Genomic DNA, 23,481 nt, shown 5'->3' on the forward strand with positions numbered 1-23,481 from the left:
TGGACGAAACATCCATATGGCGCGTTTCGCCAGTTCGACCCGCGATATACCGGCTACCTCGGCGGTGCCGCGACACGTCGCGATCATCATGGACGGCAACGGACGTTGGGCGAGGAAACGTATGTTGCCGCGTTTCGCCGGGCACCGCCGGGGTGTGGAAACGGTTCGTGCCACGGTCCGGAGCTGTCTCGAGCGAGGCATCGAGTACCTGACGCTGTTTGCTTTCAGTTCCGAGAACTGGCGCCGTCCGCCGGAGGAAGTGTCGCTGCTCATGCAACTCTTCGTTCGCGCGCTCAGAGAGGAAGTGGTCAAACTGGATCGCAACGGCGTTCGTTTGCGGGTGATCGGCGATCTGTCACGCTTCGAACCCGAGTTGCGGACACTGATCGAGGCGTCGGAGCAGCGGACGGCCGCCAATACGCGCCTGGTTTTGACCATTGCGGCCAATTACGGCGGGCGCTGGGACATCCTGCAGGCGGTCAACCGCTTGCTGGTCAGCGGCGGAGCGGGACGATGCGGGGAATTGACCGAAGGCGATCTGGCGTCTTGCCTGGCCATGAGCTATGCGCCGGAACCCGACCTGTTCATCCGTACCGGCGGGGAGCAGCGGATCAGCAACTTCCTGCTCTGGCAACTCGCGTATTCCGAGATTTACTTCACAGACGTACTGTGGCCCGAGTTTGACGCCACCGCATTCGATGCGGCGCTGCTGTCCTACCAGCAGCGCGAGCGTCGCTTCGGGCGGACGAGCGAGCAGCTGACGGGTGATTCTCCGGCCGTCGTGGCGCCGACCGGTACGCGGCGAGATGCTTAGGACGCGGGTGATTACGGCGGTGATTCTGTTTGCCGCTTTTTTCCTGGCGCTCTTCTACCTGCCTTCGCTGGGTTGGCTGGTATTCGTCACCGCAGTGGCCGCTACCGCCGCCTGGGAGTGGGGCGGCCTGATGCAACTGGGTGGACCGGCACGCTGCCTGCTCGCCGCCGGCTTGGTCGGACTGTGCGCCCTGCTCGGTTTCTTCCAGCCGGCCGCCCTGGGTCTTGGGGAAGGTTTTCCAGCCGCTGCGTGGCGCCTGGGCGCTTGGTTTTATCTTCCGGCCGCGGTTTTTTGGCTGGTCGCGGTACCGCTCTGGCTTTATCGACGGTGGCCGCTGGCCAATCATCCCCTTGTCGGCCTGGCGACCGGCGTCGTCTTGATCCTGCCGGCTTGGCTGGCTCTGGTGCAACTCAGGCAAGCCGGACCGCTGGCCTTGCTGGCCATCATGACCGTCGTCTGGCTGGCCGATATCGGTGCGTATTTCGCTGGACGAAGCTTCGGCCAGCACAAGCTGGCACCGGCCATCAGCCCCGGCAAGACCTGGGAAGGCGCGATCGGCGGTGGTGTCGTCGTTCTGGTCTACGGTTTCCTGCTCTCATCGAAGCTGCCGGCAGCACTGGCCGGAAGCTCTGCGCTGCTCCTGTTGATACTGCTTCTGCTCACCGCGATCAGCATCGTCGGCGATCTGTTCGAGTCGTTGCTCAAGCGCCAGGCGGGCATCAAGGACAGCAGCAACGTCCTGCCAGGGCACGGCGGCGTGCTCGATCGCATCGACAGCCTGACGTCTACGCTGCCCTTGGTGGCCCTGGTCTGGCTGGCGACGCGACCTTGAGGTCTTGCCCAATGGCCGTGCAGAACCTGACGATCCTCGGGTCCACCGGGTCGATCGGTGTCAATACGCTCGACGTCGTCCGCCGCCATCGCCGGCGCTACCGCGTCGTCGCTCTTTGCGCACATCGCCAGGTCGATCGTCTTTTCGAGCAGTGCCTCGAGTTTCGGCCACGCTACGCCGTCGTCGGCGACGCCACGGCGGCCGCCGATCTGGCGGCCCGGCTGGCGGCTGCCGATTGCTCGACGGAGGTGGCGCATGGCCCGGCGGCGCTGGTGCGGATGGCGGAGTTGCCGGAAGTCGATTCCGTTATGGCAGCGATCGTCGGCGCAGCCGGCTTGCCGCCAACCCTCGCCGCCGCCCTGGCCGGCAAGAAAATCCTGCTGGCGAACAAGGAAGCCTTGGTCATGGCCGGCTCGGTCTTCATGCGTGCGGTGCGCGAGAACGCGGCCACGCTGTTGCCGATCGACAGCGAGCACAATGCGATTTTTCAGTCTTTGCCGAGCGACTATGCCGGCGATCTGGAGGATAGCGGTGTGCTTGGCCTTTTTCTCACCGCCTCCGGTGGTCCGTTTCGGCGGTTGCCAATCGACGACTTCGAGGCGGTGACCCCCGAGCAGGCTTGTGCTCATCCGAACTGGGTAATGGGGCGCAAGATATCAGTCGATTGTTCGACGATGATGAACAAGGGGCTCGAGGTCATCGAAGCGCACTGGCTGTTCAACGTCCCGGCCGACCGCATTCAGGTGGTGATTCACCCGGAAAGTGTCATCCACTCGCTGGTCCAGTACGCCGATGGTTCGGTGATCGCCGAGTTGGGAAATCCGGACATGCGCACGCCCATCGCGCACGCCCTGGCCTATCCTCGGCGGATCGCCGCCGGAGTTGCGCCGCTCGACCTGTTCGAGGTGGCGTCGCTGCATTTCGAACGACCGGATCTCGAACGTTTTCCCTGCCTGGCGCTGGCCTATCGCGCGCTCTGCGATGGTGGAAGCGCGCCGACGACGCTGAACGCGGCCAACGAAGTGGCGGTTCAGGCGTTCCTCGACGGCAGGATCGGTTTTATCGCGATTAGCCGGGTCATCGCCCGTGCCCTGGACCAGTTGCCGGCCAGCGGTGCACTTGGTTCACTGGAGGATGTCCTGCTGGCGGACCGGCGGGCGCGTCAGGTGGCCGAGCAGTTGGTCGCCGAAATGGCGACCAGATGAACAATTTTCTCTACTACGTCGCTGCTTTCGCCCTCGTCCTGGGGATTCTGGTCGTTGTCCACGAGTTCGGGCACTATCTCGCGGCGCGCTGGGCAGGCGTCAGAGTCCTGCGTTTCTCGGTGGGCTTCGGCCGGCCACTGTGGGCCAGGCGGTTTGGCGAGGACGGCACCGAGTGGGCGATCGGTGCCTTTCCGCTCGGCGGTTACGTCAAGATGCTCGACGAGCGTGAAGGGGAGGTGGCGGTCGAGGACTTGCCTCGCAGTTTCAACCGGCAACCGGTGTGGCACAGGATGATGATCGTCGCGGCCGGACCGTTGGCCAATTTTCTGCTCGCCATCTTCATCTATTGGGGGCTATTCTGGCAAGGCACCGAGGAGTTCCGACCCATTCTTGGAACACCCGTCGCGGCGAGCCCTGCCGCCGCCGCCGGGCTGGAAAACGGCGAACGAGTGCTCCGGGTGGCTGGGCAAGCAGTCCAGACCTGGCAGGAAATGCGTTGGCTCTTGCTGCAATCGGCGGTAGACCAGGATGAGGTAGAACTCGAGGTCATCAACTCGCGTCAGGAAATCGCGCTGCGCCGCCTGGCCATGTCGGCGGTTCGGCAGGCGGGTTGGGAGGGCGATGCGCTCGACAGGCTCGGCCTGAGTCTCTTCCGTCCCCGGCTGCGCCCCGTGCTGGGCCGGGTCAGCCCGCATAGCGCCGCCGCCGCCGCCGACCTGCGGCCGGGAGACGAGATTCTGTCGATCGACGAGCAAGCGATCGACAGTTGGGCAGAGGTCGTGGACCGTGTCCGCCGGTCGCCCGGCAAGCCGCTTGCACTGGACCTGCGGCGCGGTGGCGAGACGATGCGGGCGACGGTTATCCCGGCGGCGGTCGAGGAGCGCGGCCGGGAAGTCGGCCGCATCGGTGCGGCGGTCGACGACCACGGCGTGGCGCGCGCCGAACTGATGGTTACCGTCAGCTACGGCCCGTTTTCGGCGCTCGGCAAGGCGGTTGCCGAAACCTGGGACAAGTCGGCCTTCACCCTGCTGATGATGGGCAAGATGATCACCGGCGAAGTGTCGTGGCGGAACATCAGCGGGCCTGTGACCATCGCCGATTACGCCGGCCAGTCGGCCCGGCTGGGAATCGATTACTACCTCAAGTTCTTGGCCCTCGTTAGCATCAGCTTGGGGGTTCTGAACCTGCTGCCGATCCCGATTCTGGATGGGGGGCATTTGCTGTATTATCTCGTCGAAATCATCAAGCGTGGGCCGGTTTCCGAAAGAACGATGGAAATCGGCCAGCAGATCGGCCTGGCGCTGCTGTTCATGCTTATGGCGTTCGCCTTCTACAACGACATCAATCGATTGCTTTCCGGCTGAGGATATGAAGAGACACCTGCTGGCAGGTCTGCTGGCTACCCTTTTTGCTTCTGGCGCCATGGCCATCGAGCCCTTCGTGGTCAAGGATATCCGGGTCGAAGGGATACAACGGGTCGAGGCCGGAACGGTGTTCAGCTACCTGCCGGTCAAGGTCGGCGAGACGATGAACGACGAGAAGGCGGCGCAGGCGATCCGGGCACTGTTCGCGACCGGTTTCTTCAAGGACGTCCGGATCGAAATCGACGGGGACGTACTGATCGTCGTCATCGAGGAGCGTCCGGCGATTGCGCAGATCGATTTCGTCGGGCTGAAGGAGTTCGACAAGGACCAGTTGCTCAAGGGGCTCAAGGAGGTGGGGATCGCGGCTTCGCGCACCTTTGACCGCGCGACACTTGAAAAAGCTGAGCAGGAATTGAAGCGTCAATATCTGTCGCGCGGCCGGTACGCGGTGACGATTACGACGACGGTCACACCGCTCGATCGGAACCGCGTGGCGATCAATTTCACCATCGACGAGGGTGAAGCGGCCAGGATCAAACAGATCAACATCGTCGGTGCGCAGGCGTTCAAGGAGAAGGAACTGATCGGCGTGCTGCAGCTCAAGACGCCAAACTGGATAAGCTGGTACACGAAGAGCGATCAGTATTCGAAACAGAAGCTCTCGGCCGACCTGGAGACGCTGCGTTCCTACTACCTTGATCGTGGTTATCTGGAGTTCAGTGTCGAGTCGACGCAGGTATCGATCAGTCCCGACAAGAAAGACATCTACATCACCATCAGCATCAACGAGGGTGAGCGCTACATGGTTTCGTCGGTGAAGCTGGCGGGTGAGCTGATTCTCACCGAGGATGAGTTCAGGAAAGCGGTCAAGATCAAGGCCGGCGACGTTTTCTCGCGCGAGAAGCTGAACGAGAGCACCAAGGCCATCGCCGACAAACTCGGCGCGCAGGGCTATGCATTCGCCAACGTGAACGCGGCGCCGGATATCGACAAGGAAAAGCGTCAGGTCGCGTTCACGATTTTCGTCGACCCCGGCAAACGGGCTTACGTGCGGCGGATCAACATTACCGGCAACACGAAGACGCGCGACGAAGTCATCCGCCAGGAAATGCGCCAGATGGAGGGGGCCTGGTACGACGCCGATCGCGTCAATGCGTCGCGAGAGCGCATCGACCGAACCGGCTACTTCGCCGAAGTGAACGTGGAGACGCCGCCGGTTCCTGGGACCATCGATCTGGTCGATGTCAACGTCAACGTGGCCGAAAAATCGACTGGCAACATTTCGCTTGGTGCGGGTTATTCGAGCGCGGAAAAAGTCATCCTCTCGGGCTCGATCTCGCAGTCGAACATTTTCGGCAGTGGCAAGTTTCTGTCCCTGCAAGTGAACACCGGCAAGCTCAACCGCACTTTCGGGATCAACTACACCAATCCGTATTTCACGGTCGACGGGATCAGTCAGGGTTTCGACCTCTACGACAGAAAACTCAATCCGACCTCGCTGGGCTACGAGTTCAAGTCACATTCCACCGGTGGCGGAATCCGCTTCGGCTTCCCGATCGACGAGAAGGACACGATCAGTGTCGGCTTGGCGGTCGACCAGACGACGATCGACATCACCCCGATTACTCCGGGCATCACGCCGATCCAGTACATCAAGTTCCAGGCCGAGCACGGTGACTCGAACGTTACGGTGCCGGCGACCGTCGGCTGGGTCAGGGATACCCGGAACAGTTCCATCTACACGACCACGGGCGGCATCCAGCGCGCCGGACTGGAATGGGCGATTCCCGGTGCAGACCTGTCGTTTTATCGGCTCACCTACCAGAATCAACAGTACTTCTCTCTTGCCAAGGACGTCGTCCTGATGCTCAATGTCGAACTCGGGTACGCGGATGGCTTGCAGGGGCAGACCTTGCCGTTCTACAAGAACTTCTTCGCCGGCGGCGTCAACTCAGTGCGTGGTTACGATACCGCCAGCCTTGGCCCGGTGGAAGTCACCAATCCCGACACGCGGTTGGGCGGTACGCGCAAGGCGGTGTTCAATGCCGAGCTTCTGGTACCGATTCCCGGGCTCGACAAATCCTTCCGTATTGGCCCGTTTTTCGATGCCGGCAACGTCTTTACGGACGATAAGGCCGTACCGTCCTACACCTTCGCAAAAGAGGGGTTGCGCTATTCGACCGGCGTGACGGCAGCCTGGATTTCACCGCTCGGGCCGCTGAAATTCAGCTACGGTCAGCCGATCAACGAGAAAAGTAATGATAAAATCCAGAAGTTTCAGTTCCAGTTGGGGACGACCTTTTGAGCCAGGAGAATTAGCTTGAATAAGACGATTGCCACGCTGCTGGTGGCCTTGCTGGGATCGCTGCCGCTGTCTTGTGCGTTGGCGGTGGAGCCGCTGAAGATAGGGTACGTCAATACCCAGCGTCTGTTTCGTGATGCCCCGGCGGCGGTGCGAGCGGCCAAGAAGATCGAGCAGGAATTCTCCAAGCGCGACCAGGATTTGCAGCGCCTGGCCAAGCAGGTCCAGGGACTGCAGGAGACGCTCGAGAAGGGCGGGCTGACGATGGCCGAAGCGGACCGTCGGGCGAAGGAGAAAGATCTTGCCGAGTTGTCACGGGAGTTTCAGCGAAAACAGCGTGAGTTCCGCGAGGATCTGAACCTGCGCCAGAATGAGGAGAATGCGGCGATCATCGAAAAGGCCAACAAAGCGATCAAACAGCTCGCCGACAGCGAGAAGTATGATCTGATCGTACAGGATGTCGTCTGGGTCAGCCCCCGACTGGACATTACCGACAAGGTCGTCAAGGCGCTGTCCGATTCCAAGGACGCCAAGTAAGCTGTCGCCAGAGCGCGGGAGGTCATGTGCCGTTAGGTCTGCGGCTGGACGAGATCGTTGCGCGTCTCGGTGGGGTGCTGCATGGCGACGGATCGGTCGTCGTGTCGCAGGTGGCCACGCTGCTCTCGGCCGGTGACGGACAAATCGCGTTTCTTGCCAATCCGAAGTACCGGGCGCAACTGTACGAGACGCGCGCCTCGGCGGTGATCGTTACGCCACCGTTTGCCGACGAGACCGCGCGACCCCGCATCGTCCATCCGAACTCCTACGCTTACTACGCACGCGTCGTTTCCTTGCTCAATCCTCCGGCGCTACGGCCGGCCGGTGTCCATCCCGGAGCCGTGGTGCGTTCCCCCTTGCCGCCGTCGGCGAGCATCGGCGAGAACGTGGTCGTCGGCGAGCGCGTCAGATTCGGGGAAAACGTCACGCTGTATCCCGGTTGCGTGATCGGCGACGGTGTCTCGATCGGCGACGACTCGCTGCTCTACCCGAATGTGGTCGTTTACCACGACTGCGTGATCGGCCGGCGGGCGGTCCTTCACTCCGGCGCCGTCATCGGCGCCGACGGCTTCGGTTTTGCCAAGGAAGGCGAGCGCTGGGTCAAGATTCCCCAGATCGGTCGCGTCGTCATTGGCGACGATGTCGAGGTCGGCGCGAACACCTCGATCGACCGTGGCGCCCTGGATGACACTCTGATCGCCGATGGCGTCAAACTTGACAACCAGATCCAGGTGGGTCACAACTGCCGTATCGGCGAGCACGCGGCCTTGGCCGGCTGCGTGGGAATCGCCGGCAGCGCCCGAATAGGCCGTCGATGCACGATCGGTGGCGCCGGAATGATCTCCGGCCACATCGAACTGGGTGACGACGTGCACATCTCGGCCGGGACCCTGGTGACCAAGTCTCTGACCCGGCCCGGGCAGTACACCAGCATCTTTCCGCTCGCGGCGCATAGCGAGTGGTTGCACAACGCACCACAGATCAGGCGGCTGGCGAAACTCGCGGAACGCGTCGCCGAACTCGAAAAGAAACTCGAAATCAGGGAGAGAACGTCTTGACTGCAATGGACATCCACCAAATCCTGGAGCATCTGCCTCACCGCTACCCTTTCCTGCTGGTGGACCGGGTGATCGATTGCGAGCCCGGGAAGGCCATCCATGCCTACAAGAATGTGACTGTCAATGAGCCCTTTTTCAGCGGCCATTTCCCGCATTACCCGGTGATGCCGGGAGTGCTGATTCTGGAAGCTCTGGCCCAAGCAGCCGGCATCCTGTCGTTCAGGACGCTCGGCGAAAAGCCCGACCTGACGTCGCTGTTCTACTTCGTCGGAATCGACAAGGCACGTTTCAAGAAGACCGTGAGCGCCGGAGATCAATTGCACCTGAAGGTTCGCATCCAGCGTCAGTTCAGGAATATCTGGCGCTTCGAAGCGGTCGCCTCGGTCGACGGTGAGACCGTTGCCGAGGCCGAACTGATGTGCGCCAAGAGCAACCTGGTTTGAAACCGGAGGTGGCGCGGCCATGATCCATCAGAGTGCAATTGTCCATCCGGGCGCGCAACTTGGCGTCGACGTCGAAGTCGGCGCCTATTCGATCATTGGCGAGCACGTCGAGATTGGCGATCATACGACGGTCGGTCCGCACGTGGTGATCAGCGGGCGAACGCGTATCGGTCGTGACAACCGCATTTTTCAGTTTTGTTCGCTGGGTGAGGCGCCGCAGGACAAAAAATACGGCGGCGAGCCGACGCGCCTGGAGATCGGCGATCGCAACACCATCCGCGAGTTCTGCACCTTCAACCTCGGCACTGTGCAGGATGCGGGAACGACGCGCGTTGGCGACGACAACTGGATCATGGCCTATGTTCACATCGCTCACGATTGCCAGGTGGGCAACCGCACGGTGTTTGCCAACAACGCTCAACTGGCGGGCCACGTACACATCGACGACTGGGCGATACTCGGAGGCTTCACCGGGGTTCACCAGTTTTGCCGCGTCGGGGCGCATGCCATGACTGCCGCCGGGGCGGTCGTCGTGCAGGACGTCCCGCCCTACGTGATGGCCGCCGGCAATACCGCCGGACCCTATGGCATCAATGCCGAAGGACTCAAGCGTCGTGGTTTTTCGGCGGCCGCCCTGCTGGCTTTGAAGCGCGCGTACCGGACACTCTACAAGTCTGGCCTGATGCTGGAAGACGCGCGCGCCAAACTGGAGCAGGACGTTCTCGAGCACCCGGAGATCCAGCCGTTGATCGACTTCCTGGCGATGTCGAAACGCGGCATCATTCGATGACCGTCGCCGGGGTGCGAATTGCACTGGTCGCCGGCGAGGCGTCCGGCGACCTGCTGGCCAGCCAGTTGATACAGGCGCTTCGGGCGAAGCTGCCGGACGCGGTTTTCTTCGGTGTGGGTGGTCCGAGAATGCTTGGTCAGGGTTTCGATGCTTGGTTCCCGCTCGAAACGCTGGCCGTCCGCGGTTACGCAGAGGTCATCGGGCGCTTTCGCGAGATTGCCGCCATCCGTCGTGGCCTCAAGCGTCGCTTGCTGGCCGACCCACCCGACGTGTTCATCGGTGTCGACGCGCCGGACTTCAATCTCGGCCTGGAAAAGTCGCTCAAGAAACGGGGTATTCCTACCGTCCATTACGTCAGCCCTTCGATCTGGGCTTGGCGGGGAGGGCGCATCCACAAGATCGGTGCCGCCGTTTCGCGTGTCCTCGCCCTCTTTCCGTTCGAACCCGCGCTCTATGAGAGGCAGGGCATTCCCGTGAGCTATGTCGGCCATCCGCTGGCCGACATGCTGCCGCTCGCCGACGGGCGCGACGCGGCGCGGACGCTGCTCGGGCTGTCGCCGCACGAACCGGTCTTCGCGCTTCTGCCGGGTAGTCGCCAGGGCGAACTGACGTACATGGCCGATACTTTTATCGAGACGGCGCGCCGGATTCATCGGGAGATACCGGATGCGGTCTTTCTTACTCCGCTGGCGACCCGCGAAACGCGCACCCTGTTCGAAACAGCTCTGCACCGCTGTACGGCGCAACAGTTGCCGATTCGCCTGCTGTTCGGCCACGCCCATCAGGCGATGATGGTCGCCGATATCGTACTCGTCGCGAGTGGCACCGCGACGCTCGAGGCGGCCCTGCTAAAACGGCCGATGGTCATGGTCTACAAAATGTCGCCCTATTCGTACTGGCTGATGAAACGTATCGGCGGCTATCTTCCCTACTATAGTCTGCCGAACATTCTGGCTGGCAGGTTCGTCGTTCCCGAATTCATCCAGGAGGATGCGACGCCCGAGAACATTGCGCAGGCGATGCTCAACCTGTATGACGACAAGGTGGTGTGTGCGCGAATCAAGGCCCTCTTCCGCGACATGCATCTCGAGTTGCGGCAGAACGCGGCCGAGAAGGCCGCCGCGGCGATTCTCGGTCAGTTGCCGTCGGCGCTTGCCAAGCGTGTCGCTACAGCCGCCTGAAATTCTCGTCTGCGGTGTCGACGAAGCGGGTCGTGGCCCGCTGGCCGGTCCGGTTGTGGCGGCCGCGGTGATCCTTGATCCGGGCCGACCGATTGTCGGCCTGAACGACTCGAAGAAGCTCTCGGCCCGGCGGCGCGTGGTGCTGGCCAAAACGATACGCGCCAGCGCCGTGGCCTGGGCGGTGGCCGAGGCGAGCGTCGAAGAAATCGATCGGCTCAACATCCTGCAGGCCAGCTTGCTGGCCATGCAGCGCGCCGTAGCGGCACTCGCCGTTCGTCCGCGGCATGCGCTGGTAGACGGCACGCATTGCCCGCCTCTGCCGTGTACCGTCGAGGCCGTCGTCGGCGGTGATGGACGGATCGCGAGCATCGCCGCGGCGTCGATCCTCGCCAAGACGACGCGCGACGCCGGCATGCTGGTGTGGCACGCCAGCTACCCGCAGTACGGCTTCGACCGGCACATGGGCTACCCGACGGCGCTTCATCTGCAGGCCCTGCGCGAACACGGAGTGACGCCGCAGCATCGCCGCAGTTTCGCGCCAGTGGCCCGCCTGTTGCGCTCATGAAAAGAATTGCGGCGCGCGACAACCCACATTACAAGATGCTCGCGAGGCTGTTGCGGAGCAGCAGGGAACGGCGCCGGAGCAATTTGGTGGTGCTCGACGGAATGCACCTGATCGCGGCCTACGCCAGACACTGCGGGGCTCCCGAAGAGCTGGTCGTGAGCGACAGCGGCGCCAGCCGGCCGGAAATCGAGGACTATCTGGCGGACGGCGAGGCGAGCGCGACGATCACTGTCCTGTCGGACTCCCTGTTCGCTGCGCTGGCCGTAGTCGACACACCGAGCGGCATCATGGCCATCGCGCCGCGTCCGAGGGCGCAGTGCCCGCTGGCCGCTACTGTCGACACGGTGCTTCTCGACGGCGTGCAGGATCCGGGAAATGTCGGTTCGATTCTGCGTAGCGCCGCGGCGTCCGGGTTTCGTCAGATCCTGCTGTCGACCGACTGTGCGCAAGCCTGGTCGCCGAAGACCTTGCGCGCCGCGATGGGCGCCCATTTCCAGCTCGACATTCACGAAGGCCGCGACTTGCCGAGCTTTCTCGCGGCTTTTAGTGGCCAGGCGGTGGCGACCGTCGTCGATGCGCCGACCAGCCTCGACGACGCCGATCTCGGTGCGCCGCTGGCCTGGATCTTCGGTAGCGAAGGGCAGGGTGTGCGGCCGCCGGTGGCCGCCGCTGCCGCTCTGCGAGTGCGCATCCCGATGCCCGGAGCGACCGAGTCGCTGAATGTCGCCGCGGCTGCCGCGGTCTGCCTGTTCGAGACGCTCAGGCGCCGCCGCGTGGCCGCCCGATCGGACCCGGCGCGAAGCGGCTAGAATTTCGCAGGGAGGTGTTCATCGACCGCGCAGCAGGCTATCATCGGCCTTTTTCCTACGCACTCGGGAGATTCCATGCCTTCGATGCCGAGAATTCTGCTGCGGGTTTTTCTCGTTCTTCTTCTCGCGTCGAGCCATGCGGCGGCGTCCGACGTCGATCCCTTCGCGGCCGATCGCCAGGCGCTGATCAAGCTGTTCCGGGAAATGGAAGCGAGCATCAACGCCCAGGATGTCGACCGGATGGTGGCCCAGATGCACCCGCAGGCGACGGTTACCTGGCTCAACGGCGAGGTCTCGCGCGGCCACGACGAGATCAGGGCGTACTACCAGCGGATGGTCAAGGGTGAGCAACGCTATCTCGACCGCTACCTGACGACGGCCAAGCTTGGTGCACACGCGCAGTTTTTCGGCCATGGCGAGGTGGCGGTGGCCGACGGCACGATGGAGGACGAGTTCTTTCCGGTGGCCAGGGGGCCGTTCCGACTGAGTTCCAACTGGACCTCGACGTCGGCCAAAATCGACGGACAGTGGAAAGTCGTGTCCATGCATCTGTCGTCGAACGTGTTCACCAATCCGCTGATCGACGAAGCGAAAGCGGCCATCTGGTACGCCGGAGCGGCGGCCGCGGCGCTTGGCCTGCTGCTCGGCTGGCTGCTCGGCCGGTGGCGGCGGCGCTAGCACGGCCGCCTCAGGCCACCCAGCCGCTACGCAGCAGGTAGTAGAAGGCCGGTGCCGACAGAACGAGCGAGTCGACCCGGTCGAGCATTCCTCCGTGGCCGGGAATCAGCCGACTCCAATCCTTGATTCCGCGGCGACGCTTGGCGGCCGACATCGCCAGGCCGCCGGCGAAGCCGAGCAAGGTCAGCAGCAGCGAAATCAGACCGGCCTTGAGCGGGGAGAACTTCGTCAGCCAAGATAGCCAGGTGCCGAGGGCGATTGCGCTGGCGATGCCACCGAGCGTCCCCTCGATGGTTTTCGACGGTGACAAGCGTGGCGCGATGGGGTGGCGTCCGGCGAGTTTCCCCCACACGTATTGCAGTACGTCGCTGACCTGCACGACGAGCAGGAGAAAGATCATCCGCCGGGCCGCCGCCGCCGGGTCGTCGCCGGCCGGCAGGGTGAGCAGCGCCGGGATGTGCGAGAGACCGAAAACGCAGGTCAGCAGCCCGCCGCCCAGCGTCCGCGTAGCGCCGAGGAACGCGCCGCAGTCGCCCGACAGCAGGCCCAGCAACGGTCGTCCGACGAACACCAGCAGAGGGATGAGAGCGCTGTAGAGCCAAGGCTGGTCGGTCCATACCAGCAAGTACTGCAGCGGCACGATGAGCACGAAGCTGCCGACGACGAGTGTACGTGGGCAGTCGGCGACGAGTGCTTCACCGGCGAGAAATTCGTGCAGCGCGACCAGCGACACCAGAGCAAAGAGCAGCGTCACGGCGCCTCTTCCGGCCAGCAAAGCGAGGCCGACGAGGGCGACGATTCCCCACCAGGAAGCGATGCGGCGGTTGAGATTATCGATCAGCGCATGAGGCGTGTTTCCGGCGACGAAGGTCTTCAACAACTGCCCTGCCAGCGAGGCGATCGCCAGCACCGAGGCGACGCCGGCGGCCAGTCGCCAGTCATCAGCGCCCAGCATCGGCCGCTTCCGGTCGTCGCTGCCGCTTCTGCCATTGAAGGAGAATATCGATGTTGCCGGTGCCGAGGCGAACGGCCGGACGCGCCCGTCGGAGGTTCGCCGCCGCCGCTGCCGGTGAGGCGGCCGCCGCAGTGTGCAGCAGCCAGGCAGCGACCGCCAATGCGCTGCGCTCGACGCCGAGCGCGCAGCAGACGAGGACCGGGCCTGTCCGGCGTGCCTGATCGATTGCCGACACGGCACGTTCGAGTTGGGCCAAGGTCGGCGTCACGAGGTCGAGTAGCGGTATCACGACATGGGGAATGCCGGGCGTGCGGCATGGCAGCTCAGCGCACAGGTCCACGACCGCGGCGACGCGCAGACGCCGCAGTTCGCTCACCGTTGGCAGCCGGCCGAGCAGGATGTCGCTCGCCACCGGATCGGCGACCGTCAATCGGCGTGTCCACCAGCGCGAGTTCAACCAGGCGGCAAGCAGATAGGGTCCGAAGAGGCAGCGTACGGCGCCCGGCATCGACCCGTCGGCCCGTTTGCCGAAGGCCGCGGCGTCGAGCAGCAGATAGATCAGCCCGACCAGGAGCAGCGAAGCGGCCGGCCAGAGCAGCCACAGCCAGGCTCCGGCGGCGTTCGTGGCGAGCAGAGCGAGCGCCAGGGCGCCACCGCCGTAGGCTGCCGCGAGGAGCAGGCGCCGCCGGTCGCGCGTCAGCGTCGCGTGGCGCAGTGGCGAGGGGGCATCGGATGGTAGCAGCCAGATGACGAAACAGCCCAGCCACAGGCCGGTCGGGACGTCGAAGAAATGGTGTTGCCAGGTCGTCAGCACCGAGACGCCGATCAGCCCGGCGCTCACGTAGACCAGAACCCGGCCGGCGCGCGGTATAGCGCGCAGGTACGGTTCCAGCAGAACGACGAGCAGGGCCATGTGCAGCGATGGCGCTTGGTTGAACGGCTGGTCGAAGCTCATCAGGAGGTCGAACAGCCAGCCGAAAGGACCTGTCACTGCGCCTCGTTCGAAAGTGCAGCGCAGCGGGAAGAGCAGAAAGCATGTCACGGCCAGCAGTTGTGTCAGCAGCAGCCGCCACGCGTGCGTGTCGAGCTCGCGGCGCGTCGCGCATAGCAGCAGCGAGGCCCCGTAGAGCAGGTCGACCAGCCAGTAGGGAAGGATGGTCCAGGGCAGCAGCGGAATGTGCCGCTCCCAGGCGAACAGGATGAAACCGACATCGGAACGTTGTGCCGTCACCCAGGTCGCGAAACCGTAGCTGGCGAAGAAGAAAGGCCCGAGGAAGAGCAGCCAGAGCAATGCCCGCTGCCAGGGACGGGGCTCGGCGCTAGCGTTGTCGGGCCGCTCCTCGTCGCGCCAATTCACCTCCGCCGCGCCAGCGAAACGGTGAACATCCCCCAGTCGTCTATCCACTGTTCGATCTTCGAGAAGCCGGCCGCGGTCACCAGTTCGTCGAGTTCCGCCTGCGTACGGCGGCGCATCACCCACGCCTGATGCCCGCGGTGACTGGTCAAGGTGCGCGCGATGAACTCGATCTGCGGGTGCCAGGGCTGGCCCGTATAGATCAGGTAGGCGCCCGTGCTCAGTGCCTGGGCCAAGCCGCGCAGCGAGCGCTCGACCAGATCATTGTCGGAAAACAGTTCGTACAGTCCCGAAACGATCGCCAACGTGGGTCTTGGCCTTGTCGTCGCCAGCGTGCCTTCGTCGAAGGCGTCGCCAGCTTCGAAGCGGGAGATGTCGCCGAGTTGCCTTTCGGCGATCAGCGCCTGGCCGTGTCGCACGTTGAGTTCGCTGTAGTCGCGCAGGACGACCGATTGCGGGCGTTCGGGCAAGCGCTCGATGGCGTCGAGCAGATAACGCCCATAGCCGGCCGCGATGTCGAGCATGTGCAGTGGCTGGCCGCTCGTACGCAACTCCTGCGCCGCCTGGGCGACTGCCAGCATCAGGTGTTGCCGGCGGACGCGAATCCCGCGCCAGCCGATGGCATCGAGATAGCCACGGTCGATCAGCTTGCCGATCAGCAGCTTGCCACGTGCTTCGTTGCGGTACACATGATCCAGGCTGCTGCCGGAATCGAATCCCGTGGTCAGGCCGATGTGAATTCCTGTCGACAGTCGACCGACGCTGCGCATGCTCAGGCGAGTCAGTGCGAACGGGATACGGCGTGGCGAAAGCGCCGGCAACGCTTGGCTGAGACGGATTTCCTCATCGCGCGTGTAGCCGTGGCGATGCGCCTGGCGTAGCGAGTCGGTCGCTGGCGGCTGGCGGAACATCCGTTCGATGAACTCGCGCACCTTGTCGAGCGCAAGCTTCCGATCACGCTCGCCGAGGGTGTCGTGCAGGAAGCCGTCGAGCACGTGGCTTTCCTTGATCGGCGAGCCCAGTCGCTCGAAGAAGACGTCCTGTGGCCGGCGGTCGACTACCCAGTCCTTCTCGGAGATCAGCAGTTGCAGCGGCAGGCGGATCGCTTGCGCGTCAGCGACGACGCGATCGGCAGCGTCCTGCAGACCGAGCAGGACGCGCGCCGAGATGGCTCGGGTGACCAGCGGATCCTGGTCGTAAGAACGGATTCGCTCGGCATCGTGGGTCAGGAACTTGGCCTTGACATACGAACGGATGAAAAAGTTGCCGAACAATCGCCGGATCATCGCCAATCCCGGCCGGGCCAGTGGAACGTAGAGCTTTACCTTGAAGGCGGGTGCGGTCAGCACCAGACAGCGCACCCGCGGCGCGAAATCGTGCGCCCAAGTGGCGGCCAGCACCGCGCCGACGCTCTGGCCGATGAGCGCGATGTTGGTGCTCTCGATGCCGTGCATGCGTTCGATGTGGCGAACGAAAAAGTCGACGTCCTTGACCAGGGCGGCAAAACTCGGGCTGTCCCCGCGTGGCCCGGGCGAACGGCCGTGGCCGCGCGCGTCCCAGGCGAAGAGTGCGAAGTCGTCGAGCCCGAGTTCGTCGACGACATGTTGCAGCCGACCCGAGTGCTCGTGGCCGCGGTGCAACAGAACGATGGCGCGTTCGGCGCTTGCCGAAGCCAGCGCCGGCCAGTGCCGGTAGAACAGCGTGCTGCCGTCGTGCGTGCTGAATTGCCGTTCCTGCGCGATACGCATTCGTTCTTTCTCTCTTTAAGGGATCGGGCTATGGTCGCCGCCGCTTGCTGGCTGCGATGCCGTAGCGGATCCGGTTGGCGATCGTCACCAGCAGCAACAGCGCGACGATCGACAGCAGCCCGGTCAGCCACCAGCCGGGAGCGCTGCCGGTGCCGACGAGAAGCCCGAGCAGACCGAAAACCAGCGCCCGGTCGCTCTTGCCCATTGGCCCGTCGTTACGCCTTTCTCCGGTCGCCGGAATCCCCAGGACGCCGGCCATCTCGGAGAGATTCGCCAGGAAGATGACGAGCAGGGTCAGCGCAGCGCCGCTTTCGTCCAGCCAGGCGAAAGGCAGGTAGAGAGCGGCATCCGACAGCAAGTCGGACAGTTCGTTGAGGTAAGCGCCGAGCGTCGACGACTGCCCGAATTCGCGGGCAAGCATTCCATCGATGGCGTTCAGCGCCATGCGCAGGAAAAACCAGACCGGCAACAGCAGAAAGAAATGCGCTTGGCCGGTCCATGCGGCGGCCGCAAGCAGCGCGCCAAGCACGACCGACCCGGCGGCAGCCGCCACCGTCACCTGGTTGGCAGTCACACCGCGCCGCTGCAGAGCGCCCGCCGCAGGGCGCAGCAAGGCTTGGAAACGCGGTTTCAGGGTGTAGAGGCTCATCGACGCCTCACTTGTCCGGCTCCTTGGGTGGCGGCAGCATCTTCTCCAGCACCGCTTGGTAGGGTTCGGACGACACGCTGATTCCCCCCTGGAAGGGGTGGTCGCTGACCGCGATGAAATACAGGACGAGAGCGATCGGTGCCGCGACGAGCAGGGTGATCGTGGCGTGCAGCGCAAAGCTGTCGACCCGCAGCAGGAAACACGAGGAGATGGCGATCGCGCCAAGCAGAATCACCACGACCCAAAGCTCGGCCGGCAGGGCGGTGTACTTGACCGCCTGCACGCGCAGCCAATGCGCCTGCAGGAGTTGGTTATACGCCTGCAATACCTGCGCCTGGATGATCTTCTCGCCATCATTGGTCGGCTGAAAAGTGAGAATGGCATGTTGCGTCTCCTCGATCATCCGCATCGTGTCCTTCGGCACTTCGCCCTTCTGGTGCAACGGCCATTCGAAGTTGATGACGTACCGGGTGTAGGCGATCAGCGCTCGTTTGGCCTTGTTCTGCAGCGGCTGAGGATAGCCATTGAGGTCGTGGTAGAGAACAGCAATGGCTGCTGCTTCCCGGCTCACGTCGCTCGCGGCGTCGTCCATGTTCTGCCACACGGCTACCGCGGTCAGGCCGGCAGCTACGGCATAGACGCCAATCAGCGCGGAGAGCAGGCCGGCGATCGTACCGTTGTCGAAATGTCGGTGCAAGGTCGATGAGCGCGCGCGCGGCGCGACCAGAGCCAGGCCACTGAGCGAGACGAGCAGGATGACGCCGACGACGACGGTGGCGAGTTCGAGCGAAGGAAGTTCATGGAACCAGTTCACGAGTCGGGATACCAAAAAAGGCACAGGCCGGCATTCTAGCCGCTTCAGCCCGTGTCGATGTTCTCTCGTCGATGGGCGGCCTAGGAAAGCGGTCGTTTTCCCGGTATTCTCGCCGCAGCGGTGCGCCAGGCGCCGCCGCATGCCAGGGGGAGCCTGCCGTGACTGAACGACCAGCCGTAGTCTACGAAGACCAGGGTGAGATCAGCCCTTTCTGGCAGCGCATGCCGTGGTTCTTCCGCTTTCCCTTGCAGGCCGACGTGCTGTTCGGTCTGCTGTTCCTGTCGCTGGCGACGCTCGTTGCTTACGTGCTTCCCCTGCCGACGCCGCTGGCTATCGCGCTGGTCGTCGGCCTGGTCTGGCTGGCCGCACTGCGCCAGGCTTTCGCGGTCATGGAGGCGGTATCGCAGGGACGGCTGGCAGCCAGCGAGCGAACGACCTTCCGGCCCGATCGCGAGAGACGAAATCTCCCCTGGAAGCTCCTTGCCATCTTCCTGATCTGGGGCCTCCTGATCAGCTTCGTTGGCCGCATCAGTATCACTCTGCTTTGGCTGGTCTTCGCCTTTTTCAGCCTCGGATTGCCGGCCAGCGTCATGGCGCTGTCGGTCACCAACAGCCTGCGGCAGGCCGTAAACCCGGCCAAGTGGCTCTTCATCATGCAGCAGGTGGGCAAACCGTATCTGGTGCTGCTGTGCTTCTTGTTCCTGCTCTCGAATGGCGCGCCGCACGCCACGCGGCTGCTCGCCCCGCTGCTCGGCGGCTGGCTGATCCTGCCGGCGCTGACCTTCATCGTGCTGTACTTCAACCTGATCATGTTCGCCATGATGGGCTACGTCCTTTATCAGTTCCACCAGGCCCTCGGGCTTTCGGTGCGCATCAGCTTCGCTCGCTCGTCGAGCAATCCGGCGGCTCGAGCCGGCACCGACGCACTGGCCGATGCGGTGGCGGCGCGGGTCGCCGACGGTGAGATAGACGCCGCCATCGATCTGGCCTATGAACAGCAGCGGCAGTTTCCGGAGGATCTGGCGATCCAGGATCGCTATCACAGGCTGCTGCTCGCGGCGGACAGGAAAGACCGCGCGTTGACGCATGGCCAGCGCTATCTGGAACTGCTGCTGCGCCGTGGGCGCAGCGAAGCCGGGCTTGATCTCCTGTTTCGCTTGCGTGCCCTGCAGGCGGATTTTCGACCCGAACGGCCGGAGGCGATCCTGCCTCTCGCCGAGGCGGCATTCCGCCGCCGCGACGCGCCGACCGCCGTCGAGCTGCTGCGTGGCTTCGACAAGCGGCATCCGCGCCATCCGGACATTCCGGCCATCTACTATCTCTCGGCCCGCCTGATGAGCGAGTTGCTGCGGCAGGACGACACGGCACTGAGAATTCTGCGTGGCTTGCGCCTGAAGTATCCCGGGCATGCGGTGACGATCGCGGCCGAACCGTACCTGATGGCGCTGGAAAAGCTGCAACCGGACGTTGCCTAGCGTAGCAGGCCGGCGGCTACGCGCGCCTCGCTGGAGCCCGGAAAGCCGGCGCTCAAGCGGTCGGCGTATTCGCTTGCCCGCTGCCGGCCGTGCCGTCGCAGTTCGCCGTGAACGACCGCCAGCCACAGTCCTGGCAGGGCGTCGTGGGCCGGTGCCGCTGCCTGCAGGAGGTCGGCGAGGCGCGCGGTGTCGTCGATCCGGTTCATGCGGGCGAAACGCTGACCGAGGCGGGCGAGGAGGTCAGGGCTCAGGCGCGGCCGCGGTATGGCGGTATTCCAGTAGGTGGCGAACGAGGCCTGGACCAGATCGTCGGTTCCCGGATCGCTGTCACCGAGCGCGAAGATCCGTTCTGCGGCGAGCTGGAAATCGGCGTCGGCAGGAACCAGCTTGGCGAGGTTGAAGAATTTCGTCAACGCTTCGCGGTCGTTCGGACGCAGAGCGACCAGGCGGCGATAGGCGGCGCGCGCCGCATCCACCTGCATCCGGCGCAGCAAGTCCTCGGCCCTTGCCTTCTCGGCGGCGAAGCCGTCGTCCGCCGGGGCGGCCGGCAGTTTCAGCGTGGCCGCCGGATGACGCCATTTGTACCAGGCGATCAGAAGCGCGCCGCTCACCAGGCCGCCGGCGTGCGCCATGTACGCCACGCCACCCTCACCGTCGAATTTTTGCTGCACCACCTCGTAGACAATCCAGAGCGGCAGGAGGATGATCGCCGGCGCCTTTACGTAGTCGAAATAGAACAGGAACTGGTAGAAAAAGCGGATGCGCTGGCGACCGTAGAGGGTGACGTACATGGCCATCAGTCCGGCGATTGCGCCCGAGGCGCCAAGGCCGATGCTCGGTGAACCCCAGCGCGCGGCCAGGTCGACCAGCTGGGCGCCGACTCCCGCCAGCAGATAGTAGGCCAGGTAGCGCCAGCGGCCAAGAGTCACTTCGACGGTGTAGCCGAAGAGGAAGAGGAACACCATGTTGCCGATCAGATGGGCTGCGGATGCGTGCAGGAAGGCGGCCGTAAGTGTCGTCAGCGGCTGCCAGTCGGCCGGATTGGACGACCAGCGAGCGGTGAAACCGTTTCCCTTCAGGCGTTCGAAAGTGCTCCGCTGGCTAAGCCACAGGGCGTATTCAGGCTCCTCCGGGCGGACGATCCTGCCGCTGTGCAGGGCCGTCTGGAAGGCCCGGTCACGCTCCATCAGGCGCAGCAGCGACTGGCCGTCACGTACCTTGGGCTGGTGTGCGATCTTGTCGGCGATCTCGCGTTGTTGCCGGTTGCCGTTTTCGCGCAGCCAGGCGGCGTAACGCGGCAACTCCACTGCGGGCAGCGAGGACTGCGCGTAGAACTCGGCGGCGCGCCGCCAAGCCTGCTCGTCGGCACGCTGCGGGCCGAAGTAGACGACGACATTGACCAGGATGAGCAATATGGTGAACCATGGTGGGTCGCGCCAGTCCGGCTGGCCGTTGAGAGGGAAGACGATGAACATGCGGCGATTATGCCATGCGCGCGCGCCGCTCGCCGCCCAGGCCGAAGCGGCGTCGAGTGGCGACAAGCCGCGCGCTAGTTCGGGCGGCGACCGGGTGGCCTCGCCCCTCGATGCCGTCACCGCCCCGGCCGCCGCCGCGAGTCGGGCGGCGCGCGCGGGCTCGTCTTCGCCCGACCTGCCGGCACAGGCGCGCCTGTTTCTCGCGCTTTGGCCGGCACCCGACGAGACTGCCGAACTCGTTCGCCACCTCGCGCAATGGCGATGGCCCGCCGGAGCGTCGCTGGTCAGGCACGAGCGCCTGCATCTGACGCTGCACTTCATCGGTGCGCTGGAGCGTCGGCGGCTGGCCGAAGTGAGCGCCGGGCTGCGGGTGCCGAGCGAGGACTTTGCCCTGCCTCTGAGCCTGGCCACGATCTGGCCGCGCGGAATCGCCGTGCTGCAGACGACCTCGCTTCCCGAACCACTGATGCGACTGCATGGGCGTCTGGCGGAAGCGCTGCGCGTCCTCGGCCTGCCGGTCGAGGCGCGCGACTTCCGGCCGCATGTGACCCTGGCACGGCGTGCTTCCGGGGCCGTCGCGCCACTCGCCGCGCCGCCCTTGTATTGGCAGGTCGGCGGCTACGTGCTGGTCGAGTCCCTGCGCGGCGCCGGCGGTGGCTACGTGATCCGCGAGCGCTACAGTTGACGTGCTTCGCCGGGCGGTCGACAGGCGCGGTGTGGCGGACGAAATGAGGCACAATGGCGCCCTTTTCAATCGCTGTGGCCATCTGATGGCAGAAAGCCGCCCATGTCGCACCGCCTTGCCGTCGCCCTGATGGTGCTGGTCACGCTGCTCTGGAGCATCGCGGGCGTCGTCGCGCGCCATCTCGATAGCGCGGCGGGTTTCGAAGTCACTTTCTGGCGCAGTCTGTTCAATGGACTGGCGCTGGGTGTCGCGCTGAGCGTCATGCGTGGACCGGAACTCTGGCGCAGCCTGTCGCACGCTCCCTGGACCGTCTGGCTTTCGGGTATTTGCTGGTCGGTCATGTTCACCGCTTTCATGCTCGCCATCACGCTGACCTCGGTCGCCAACGTGCTGGTCACGATGGCCATCGGCCCCCTGATCACCGCGCTGTTCGCCCGCCTCTTCCTGCAACACCGCTTGCCGGCGAGAAGCTGGCTGGCGATCGCGGTCGGCGGGCTGGGAATCGGCTGGATGTTCTGGCAGGAAGCGCGCAGCAGCCTGTCGTTCACCGGTACCGTCGTCGCCCTGGCCGTGCCGTTTGCCGCCGCGCTGAACTTCACGACACTGCAGCACGTCGGCCACACCGCTTCCGATACTCCTGCCGGGACTCGCCAGGACATGTTGCCGGCGGTCCTCATCGGTGCCGCGTTGTCGTCGTTGTTTACCTTGCCGATGGCTTATCCTTTCCATGCCTCGGCGCACGATGTCGGCTTGCTGGCGCTGCTCGGCGTCGTTCAGCTGGCGATTCCCTGCCTGCTGCTGGTACGCCTGTCGCGCGTCCTTTCGGCGCCGGAGATCGCCCTGCTCGGCCTGCTCGAAGTCGTTTTCGGCGTCACCTGGGCATGGTTGGGCGCCGGCGAGCAGCCCGGCACCGGCACGCTGGCCGGCGGTCTACTGGTGCTCGGCGCCTTGGTCGGCAACGAGGCGCTGGCCCTGCGCTGCCGCGACAAGGGCGCAGCAAGGGCGGGATCGTCCTGAGATCGCCGCGCGCCGTTTATTGCGACGGACGGCGGCGCGGGTCGGCAGCCGGGCGGGCGGCGCCGACCGGCAAGTCGGCCACGCGCCGCATTTCGGCGGTCGACACGATTCGCGGGTCGGCCAGGTAGGCCTTGGCGAAGTCGGTCGCGTCGGCGCCCCAGAACAACTCGCCATCGATCGCCAGCGTCGGTACTCCGAAGACGCCGGCGGCGATCGCCTGTTGCGTCGCACCGCGTAGCGCTTCCTTGACTTCCGGGTGCGATGGTCGCTTCGGGTCGACCGCGAGCGCCTGCGCCAGATCGGCCAACACTCGGCCGTCCGCGGGGTCGGCGGCAGTCGTCCATAAGGCGTCGAAAATCAGGCGCACGGCCGGCTCGCTGTTGCCGGCGGCAATCGCCAGCCGCAGATAGGGCAGCGAATTGAAGGGATGCGTCGCCGGAAAGCGAAACGGCACCCCACGTTGGCTCGCCATCCATGTGCAGCTACGATAAGTCCACAGGCGCTTCGGTGCGATCTCGGCCGGCCCCTTTTGCTGCCAGTAATCGAGCAGGCCGGCGAAGAGCACCGGCCGGTAACGAATGGCGACATCGGGCGGCAGTTCGCCGAGGCGGGCCAGGCCAAGGTAAGCGTAGGGTGAGATGAAGTCGAAATACCAGTCTGCCTGCCGCATGCCATTCCTCTCGTCAGTGAGCGTCGGTCGGCCGCCGCGCCGCCGCGCCGCAGGCGCGGAC

Annotated in this window: 23 protein-coding genes; 16 read left to right on the forward strand and 7 right to left on the reverse strand. The window is 64.5% G+C overall.

Annotated features, from left to right (window positions below):
* Positions 1–16: 16 nt before the first annotated feature.
* The 13 genes from uppS to Q1M07_RS11715 all read left to right on the forward strand — a co-directional run bounded on the left by uppS (position 17) and on the right by Q1M07_RS11715 (position 12,578).
* Positions 17–814: a polyprenyl diphosphate synthase gene (uppS, locus tag Q1M07_RS11655; RefSeq protein WP_300454046.1), complete on the forward strand. Its 798-nt coding sequence runs from the start codon at positions 17–19 to the stop codon at positions 812–814.
* Positions 807–1,646: a phosphatidate cytidylyltransferase gene (locus Q1M07_RS11660; protein WP_300454047.1), complete on the forward strand. Its 840-nt coding sequence runs from the start codon at positions 807–809 to the stop codon at positions 1,644–1,646. Before uppS ends, Q1M07_RS11660 begins: the two co-directional genes overlap by 8 nt.
* Positions 1,647–1,657: 11 nt before the next feature.
* Entirely contained in the window at positions 1,658–2,851 is a 1,194-nt protein-coding gene (gene ispC, locus Q1M07_RS11665) for a 1-deoxy-D-xylulose-5-phosphate reductoisomerase (RefSeq protein ID WP_300454048.1), read from the forward strand.
* Positions 2,848–4,215 carry an RIP metalloprotease RseP gene (gene rseP, locus Q1M07_RS11670; protein ID WP_300454050.1) on the forward strand — a complete coding sequence of 456 codons (1,368 nt, stop codon included), beginning with the start codon at positions 2,848–2,850 and terminating at the stop codon, positions 4,213–4,215. The genes ispC and rseP overlap by 4 nt, the downstream gene beginning before the upstream one ends.
* Before the next feature lie 4 nt (positions 4,216–4,219).
* Positions 4,220–6,520 carry an outer membrane protein assembly factor BamA gene (bamA, locus tag Q1M07_RS11675; protein ID WP_300454052.1) on the forward strand — a complete coding sequence of 767 codons (2,301 nt, stop codon included), beginning with the start codon at positions 4,220–4,222 and terminating at the stop codon, positions 6,518–6,520.
* A gap of 15 nt (positions 6,521–6,535) precedes the next feature.
* On the forward strand, positions 6,536–7,054 hold the full coding sequence (locus Q1M07_RS11680) for an OmpH family outer membrane protein (protein ID WP_300454053.1): 519 nt from the start codon (positions 6,536–6,538) through the stop codon (positions 7,052–7,054).
* A 26-nt stretch (positions 7,055–7,080) separates the two neighbouring features.
* The gene (lpxD, locus tag Q1M07_RS11685; protein ID WP_300454054.1) at positions 7,081–8,112 is read left to right on the forward strand and encodes a UDP-3-O-(3-hydroxymyristoyl)glucosamine N-acyltransferase; all 1,032 of its coding nucleotides are present in this window, start codon (positions 7,081–7,083) and stop codon (positions 8,110–8,112) included.
* A gap of 5 nt (positions 8,113–8,117) precedes the next feature.
* The gene (gene fabZ / locus Q1M07_RS11690; RefSeq protein ID WP_300454127.1) at positions 8,118–8,555 is read left to right on the forward strand and encodes a 3-hydroxyacyl-ACP dehydratase FabZ; all 438 of its coding nucleotides are present in this window, start codon (positions 8,118–8,120) and stop codon (positions 8,553–8,555) included.
* Positions 8,556–8,574: 19 nt separating this feature from the next.
* Positions 8,575–9,345 (forward strand): acyl-ACP--UDP-N-acetylglucosamine O-acyltransferase, encoded by a 771-nt coding sequence (lpxA, locus tag Q1M07_RS11695; protein WP_300454055.1) that lies wholly within the window; start codon positions 8,575–8,577, stop codon positions 9,343–9,345.
* Positions 9,342–10,526 carry a lipid-A-disaccharide synthase gene (gene lpxB, locus Q1M07_RS11700; RefSeq protein WP_300454056.1) on the forward strand — a complete coding sequence of 395 codons (1,185 nt, stop codon included), beginning with the start codon at positions 9,342–9,344 and terminating at the stop codon, positions 10,524–10,526. Before lpxA ends, lpxB begins: the two co-directional genes overlap by 4 nt.
* Positions 10,507–11,091: a ribonuclease HII gene (gene rnhB, locus Q1M07_RS11705; RefSeq protein WP_300454057.1), complete on the forward strand. Its 585-nt coding sequence runs from the start codon at positions 10,507–10,509 to the stop codon at positions 11,089–11,091. The genes lpxB and rnhB overlap by 20 nt, the downstream gene beginning before the upstream one ends.
* On the forward strand, positions 11,088–11,900 hold the full coding sequence (locus tag Q1M07_RS11710) for an RNA methyltransferase (RefSeq protein ID WP_300454058.1): 813 nt from the start codon (positions 11,088–11,090) through the stop codon (positions 11,898–11,900). Before rnhB ends, Q1M07_RS11710 begins: the two co-directional genes overlap by 4 nt.
* Before the next feature lie 75 nt (positions 11,901–11,975).
* A complete protein-coding gene (locus Q1M07_RS11715) occupies positions 11,976–12,578 on the forward strand; it encodes a nuclear transport factor 2 family protein (protein ID WP_300454059.1) in 603 nt (200 codons plus the stop codon).
* A 10-nt stretch (positions 12,579–12,588) separates the two neighbouring features.
* On the opposite strand, the gene Q1M07_RS11720 is transcribed toward Q1M07_RS11715, so the two are convergent.
* Genes Q1M07_RS11720 through Q1M07_RS11740 form a run of 5 tightly spaced genes read right to left on the reverse strand, consistent with a single transcriptional unit; the run spans position 12,589 to position 18,098 of the window.
* The gene (locus tag Q1M07_RS11720; protein ID WP_300454060.1) at positions 12,589–13,533 is read right to left on the reverse strand and encodes a phosphatidate cytidylyltransferase; all 945 of its coding nucleotides are present in this window, start codon (positions 13,531–13,533) and stop codon (positions 12,589–12,591) included.
* On the reverse strand, positions 13,520–14,938 hold the full coding sequence (locus Q1M07_RS11725; RefSeq protein WP_300454061.1) for a phosphatase PAP2/dual specificity phosphatase family protein: 1,419 nt from the start codon (positions 14,936–14,938) through the stop codon (positions 13,520–13,522). The genes Q1M07_RS11720 and Q1M07_RS11725 overlap by 14 nt, the downstream gene beginning before the upstream one ends.
* Complete coding sequence (locus Q1M07_RS11730) at positions 14,887–16,635, reverse strand: bifunctional alpha/beta hydrolase/class I SAM-dependent methyltransferase (RefSeq protein ID WP_300454063.1); 1,749 nt, start codon at positions 16,633–16,635, stop codon at positions 14,887–14,889. The genes Q1M07_RS11725 and Q1M07_RS11730 overlap by 52 nt, the downstream gene beginning before the upstream one ends.
* Positions 16,636–16,663: 28 nt before the next feature.
* Positions 16,664–17,284: a CDP-alcohol phosphatidyltransferase family protein gene (locus tag Q1M07_RS11735; protein WP_300454064.1), complete on the reverse strand. Its 621-nt coding sequence runs from the start codon at positions 17,282–17,284 to the stop codon at positions 16,664–16,666.
* A gap of 7 nt (positions 17,285–17,291) precedes the next feature.
* Positions 17,292–18,098 carry a DUF4239 domain-containing protein gene (locus Q1M07_RS11740; protein WP_300454066.1) on the reverse strand — a complete coding sequence of 269 codons (807 nt, stop codon included), beginning with the start codon at positions 18,096–18,098 and terminating at the stop codon, positions 17,292–17,294.
* 158 nt (positions 18,099–18,256) lie between these two features.
* On the opposite strand from Q1M07_RS11740, the gene Q1M07_RS11745 reads away from it, so the two are divergent.
* A complete protein-coding gene (locus tag Q1M07_RS11745; protein WP_300454067.1) occupies positions 18,257–19,573 on the forward strand; it encodes a hypothetical protein in 1,317 nt (438 codons plus the stop codon).
* Here the strand turns inward: Q1M07_RS11745 and Q1M07_RS11750 are convergent.
* The gene (locus Q1M07_RS11750) at positions 19,570–21,048 is read right to left on the reverse strand and encodes a rhomboid family intramembrane serine protease (RefSeq protein ID WP_300454068.1); all 1,479 of its coding nucleotides are present in this window, start codon (positions 21,046–21,048) and stop codon (positions 19,570–19,572) included. The two genes, Q1M07_RS11745 and Q1M07_RS11750, sit on opposite strands and share 4 nt — an antisense overlap.
* On the opposite strand from Q1M07_RS11750, the gene thpR reads away from it, so the two are divergent.
* Positions 21,047–21,733 (forward strand): RNA 2',3'-cyclic phosphodiesterase, encoded by a 687-nt coding sequence (thpR, locus tag Q1M07_RS11755; protein WP_300454069.1) that lies wholly within the window; start codon positions 21,047–21,049, stop codon positions 21,731–21,733. The two genes, Q1M07_RS11750 and thpR, sit on opposite strands and share 2 nt — an antisense overlap.
* Positions 21,734–21,835: 102 nt before the next feature.
* On the forward strand, positions 21,836–22,750 hold the full coding sequence (locus Q1M07_RS11760; protein WP_300454070.1) for a DMT family transporter: 915 nt from the start codon (positions 21,836–21,838) through the stop codon (positions 22,748–22,750).
* Between the two features lie 16 nt (positions 22,751–22,766).
* Here the strand turns inward: Q1M07_RS11760 and Q1M07_RS11765 are convergent, their stop codons facing one another.
* The gene (locus Q1M07_RS11765; RefSeq protein ID WP_300454072.1) at positions 22,767–23,420 is read right to left on the reverse strand and encodes a 2-hydroxychromene-2-carboxylate isomerase; all 654 of its coding nucleotides are present in this window, start codon (positions 23,418–23,420) and stop codon (positions 22,767–22,769) included.
* Positions 23,421–23,481 lie beyond the last annotated feature (61 nt).

The organism is Accumulibacter sp., assembly GCF_029255285.1.
GTDB lineage: Bacteria > Pseudomonadota > Gammaproteobacteria > Burkholderiales > Rhodocyclaceae > Accumulibacter.

Bases quoted from the DNA above. Each gene is read 5' to 3' on its own strand.
- rseP (WP_300454050.1), top strand. From the start codon at position 2,848: ATGAACAATTTTCTCTACTACGTCGCTGCTTTCGCCCTCGTCCTGGGG.
- Q1M07_RS11660 (WP_300454047.1), top strand. From the start codon at position 807: ATGCTTAGGACGCGGGTGATTACGGCGGTGATTCTGTTTGCCGCTTTT.
- Q1M07_RS11720 (WP_300454060.1), bottom strand. From the start codon at position 13,533: ATGCTGGGCGCTGATGACTGGCGACTGGCCGCCGGCGTCGCCTCGGTG.
- Q1M07_RS11765 (WP_300454072.1), bottom strand. From the start codon at position 23,420: ATGCGGCAGGCAGACTGGTATTTCGACTTCATCTCACCCTACGCTTAC.
- Q1M07_RS11715 (WP_300454059.1), top strand. From the start codon at position 11,976: ATGCCTTCGATGCCGAGAATTCTGCTGCGGGTTTTTCTCGTTCTTCTT.
- thpR (WP_300454069.1), top strand. From the start codon at position 21,047: ATGCGGCGATTATGCCATGCGCGCGCGCCGCTCGCCGCCCAGGCCGAA.
- Q1M07_RS11710 (WP_300454058.1), top strand. From the start codon at position 11,088: ATGAAAAGAATTGCGGCGCGCGACAACCCACATTACAAGATGCTCGCG.
- Q1M07_RS11750 (WP_300454068.1), bottom strand. From the start codon at position 21,048: ATGTTCATCGTCTTCCCTCTCAACGGCCAGCCGGACTGGCGCGACCCA.
- ispC (WP_300454048.1), top strand. From the start codon at position 1,658: ATGGCCGTGCAGAACCTGACGATCCTCGGGTCCACCGGGTCGATCGGT.
- Q1M07_RS11760 (WP_300454070.1), top strand. From the start codon at position 21,836: ATGTCGCACCGCCTTGCCGTCGCCCTGATGGTGCTGGTCACGCTGCTC.
- fabZ (WP_300454127.1), top strand. From the start codon at position 8,118: ATGGACATCCACCAAATCCTGGAGCATCTGCCTCACCGCTACCCTTTC.
- uppS (WP_300454046.1), top strand. From the start codon at position 17: ATGGCGCGTTTCGCCAGTTCGACCCGCGATATACCGGCTACCTCGGCG.
- lpxA (WP_300454055.1), top strand. From the start codon at position 8,575: ATGATCCATCAGAGTGCAATTGTCCATCCGGGCGCGCAACTTGGCGTC.
- Q1M07_RS11730 (WP_300454063.1), bottom strand. From the start codon at position 16,635: ATGCGTATCGCGCAGGAACGGCAATTCAGCACGCACGACGGCAGCACG.
- Q1M07_RS11735 (WP_300454064.1), bottom strand. From the start codon at position 17,284: ATGAGCCTCTACACCCTGAAACCGCGTTTCCAAGCCTTGCTGCGCCCT.
- lpxB (WP_300454056.1), top strand. From the start codon at position 9,342: ATGACCGTCGCCGGGGTGCGAATTGCACTGGTCGCCGGCGAGGCGTCC.
- bamA (WP_300454052.1), top strand. From the start codon at position 4,220: ATGAAGAGACACCTGCTGGCAGGTCTGCTGGCTACCCTTTTTGCTTCT.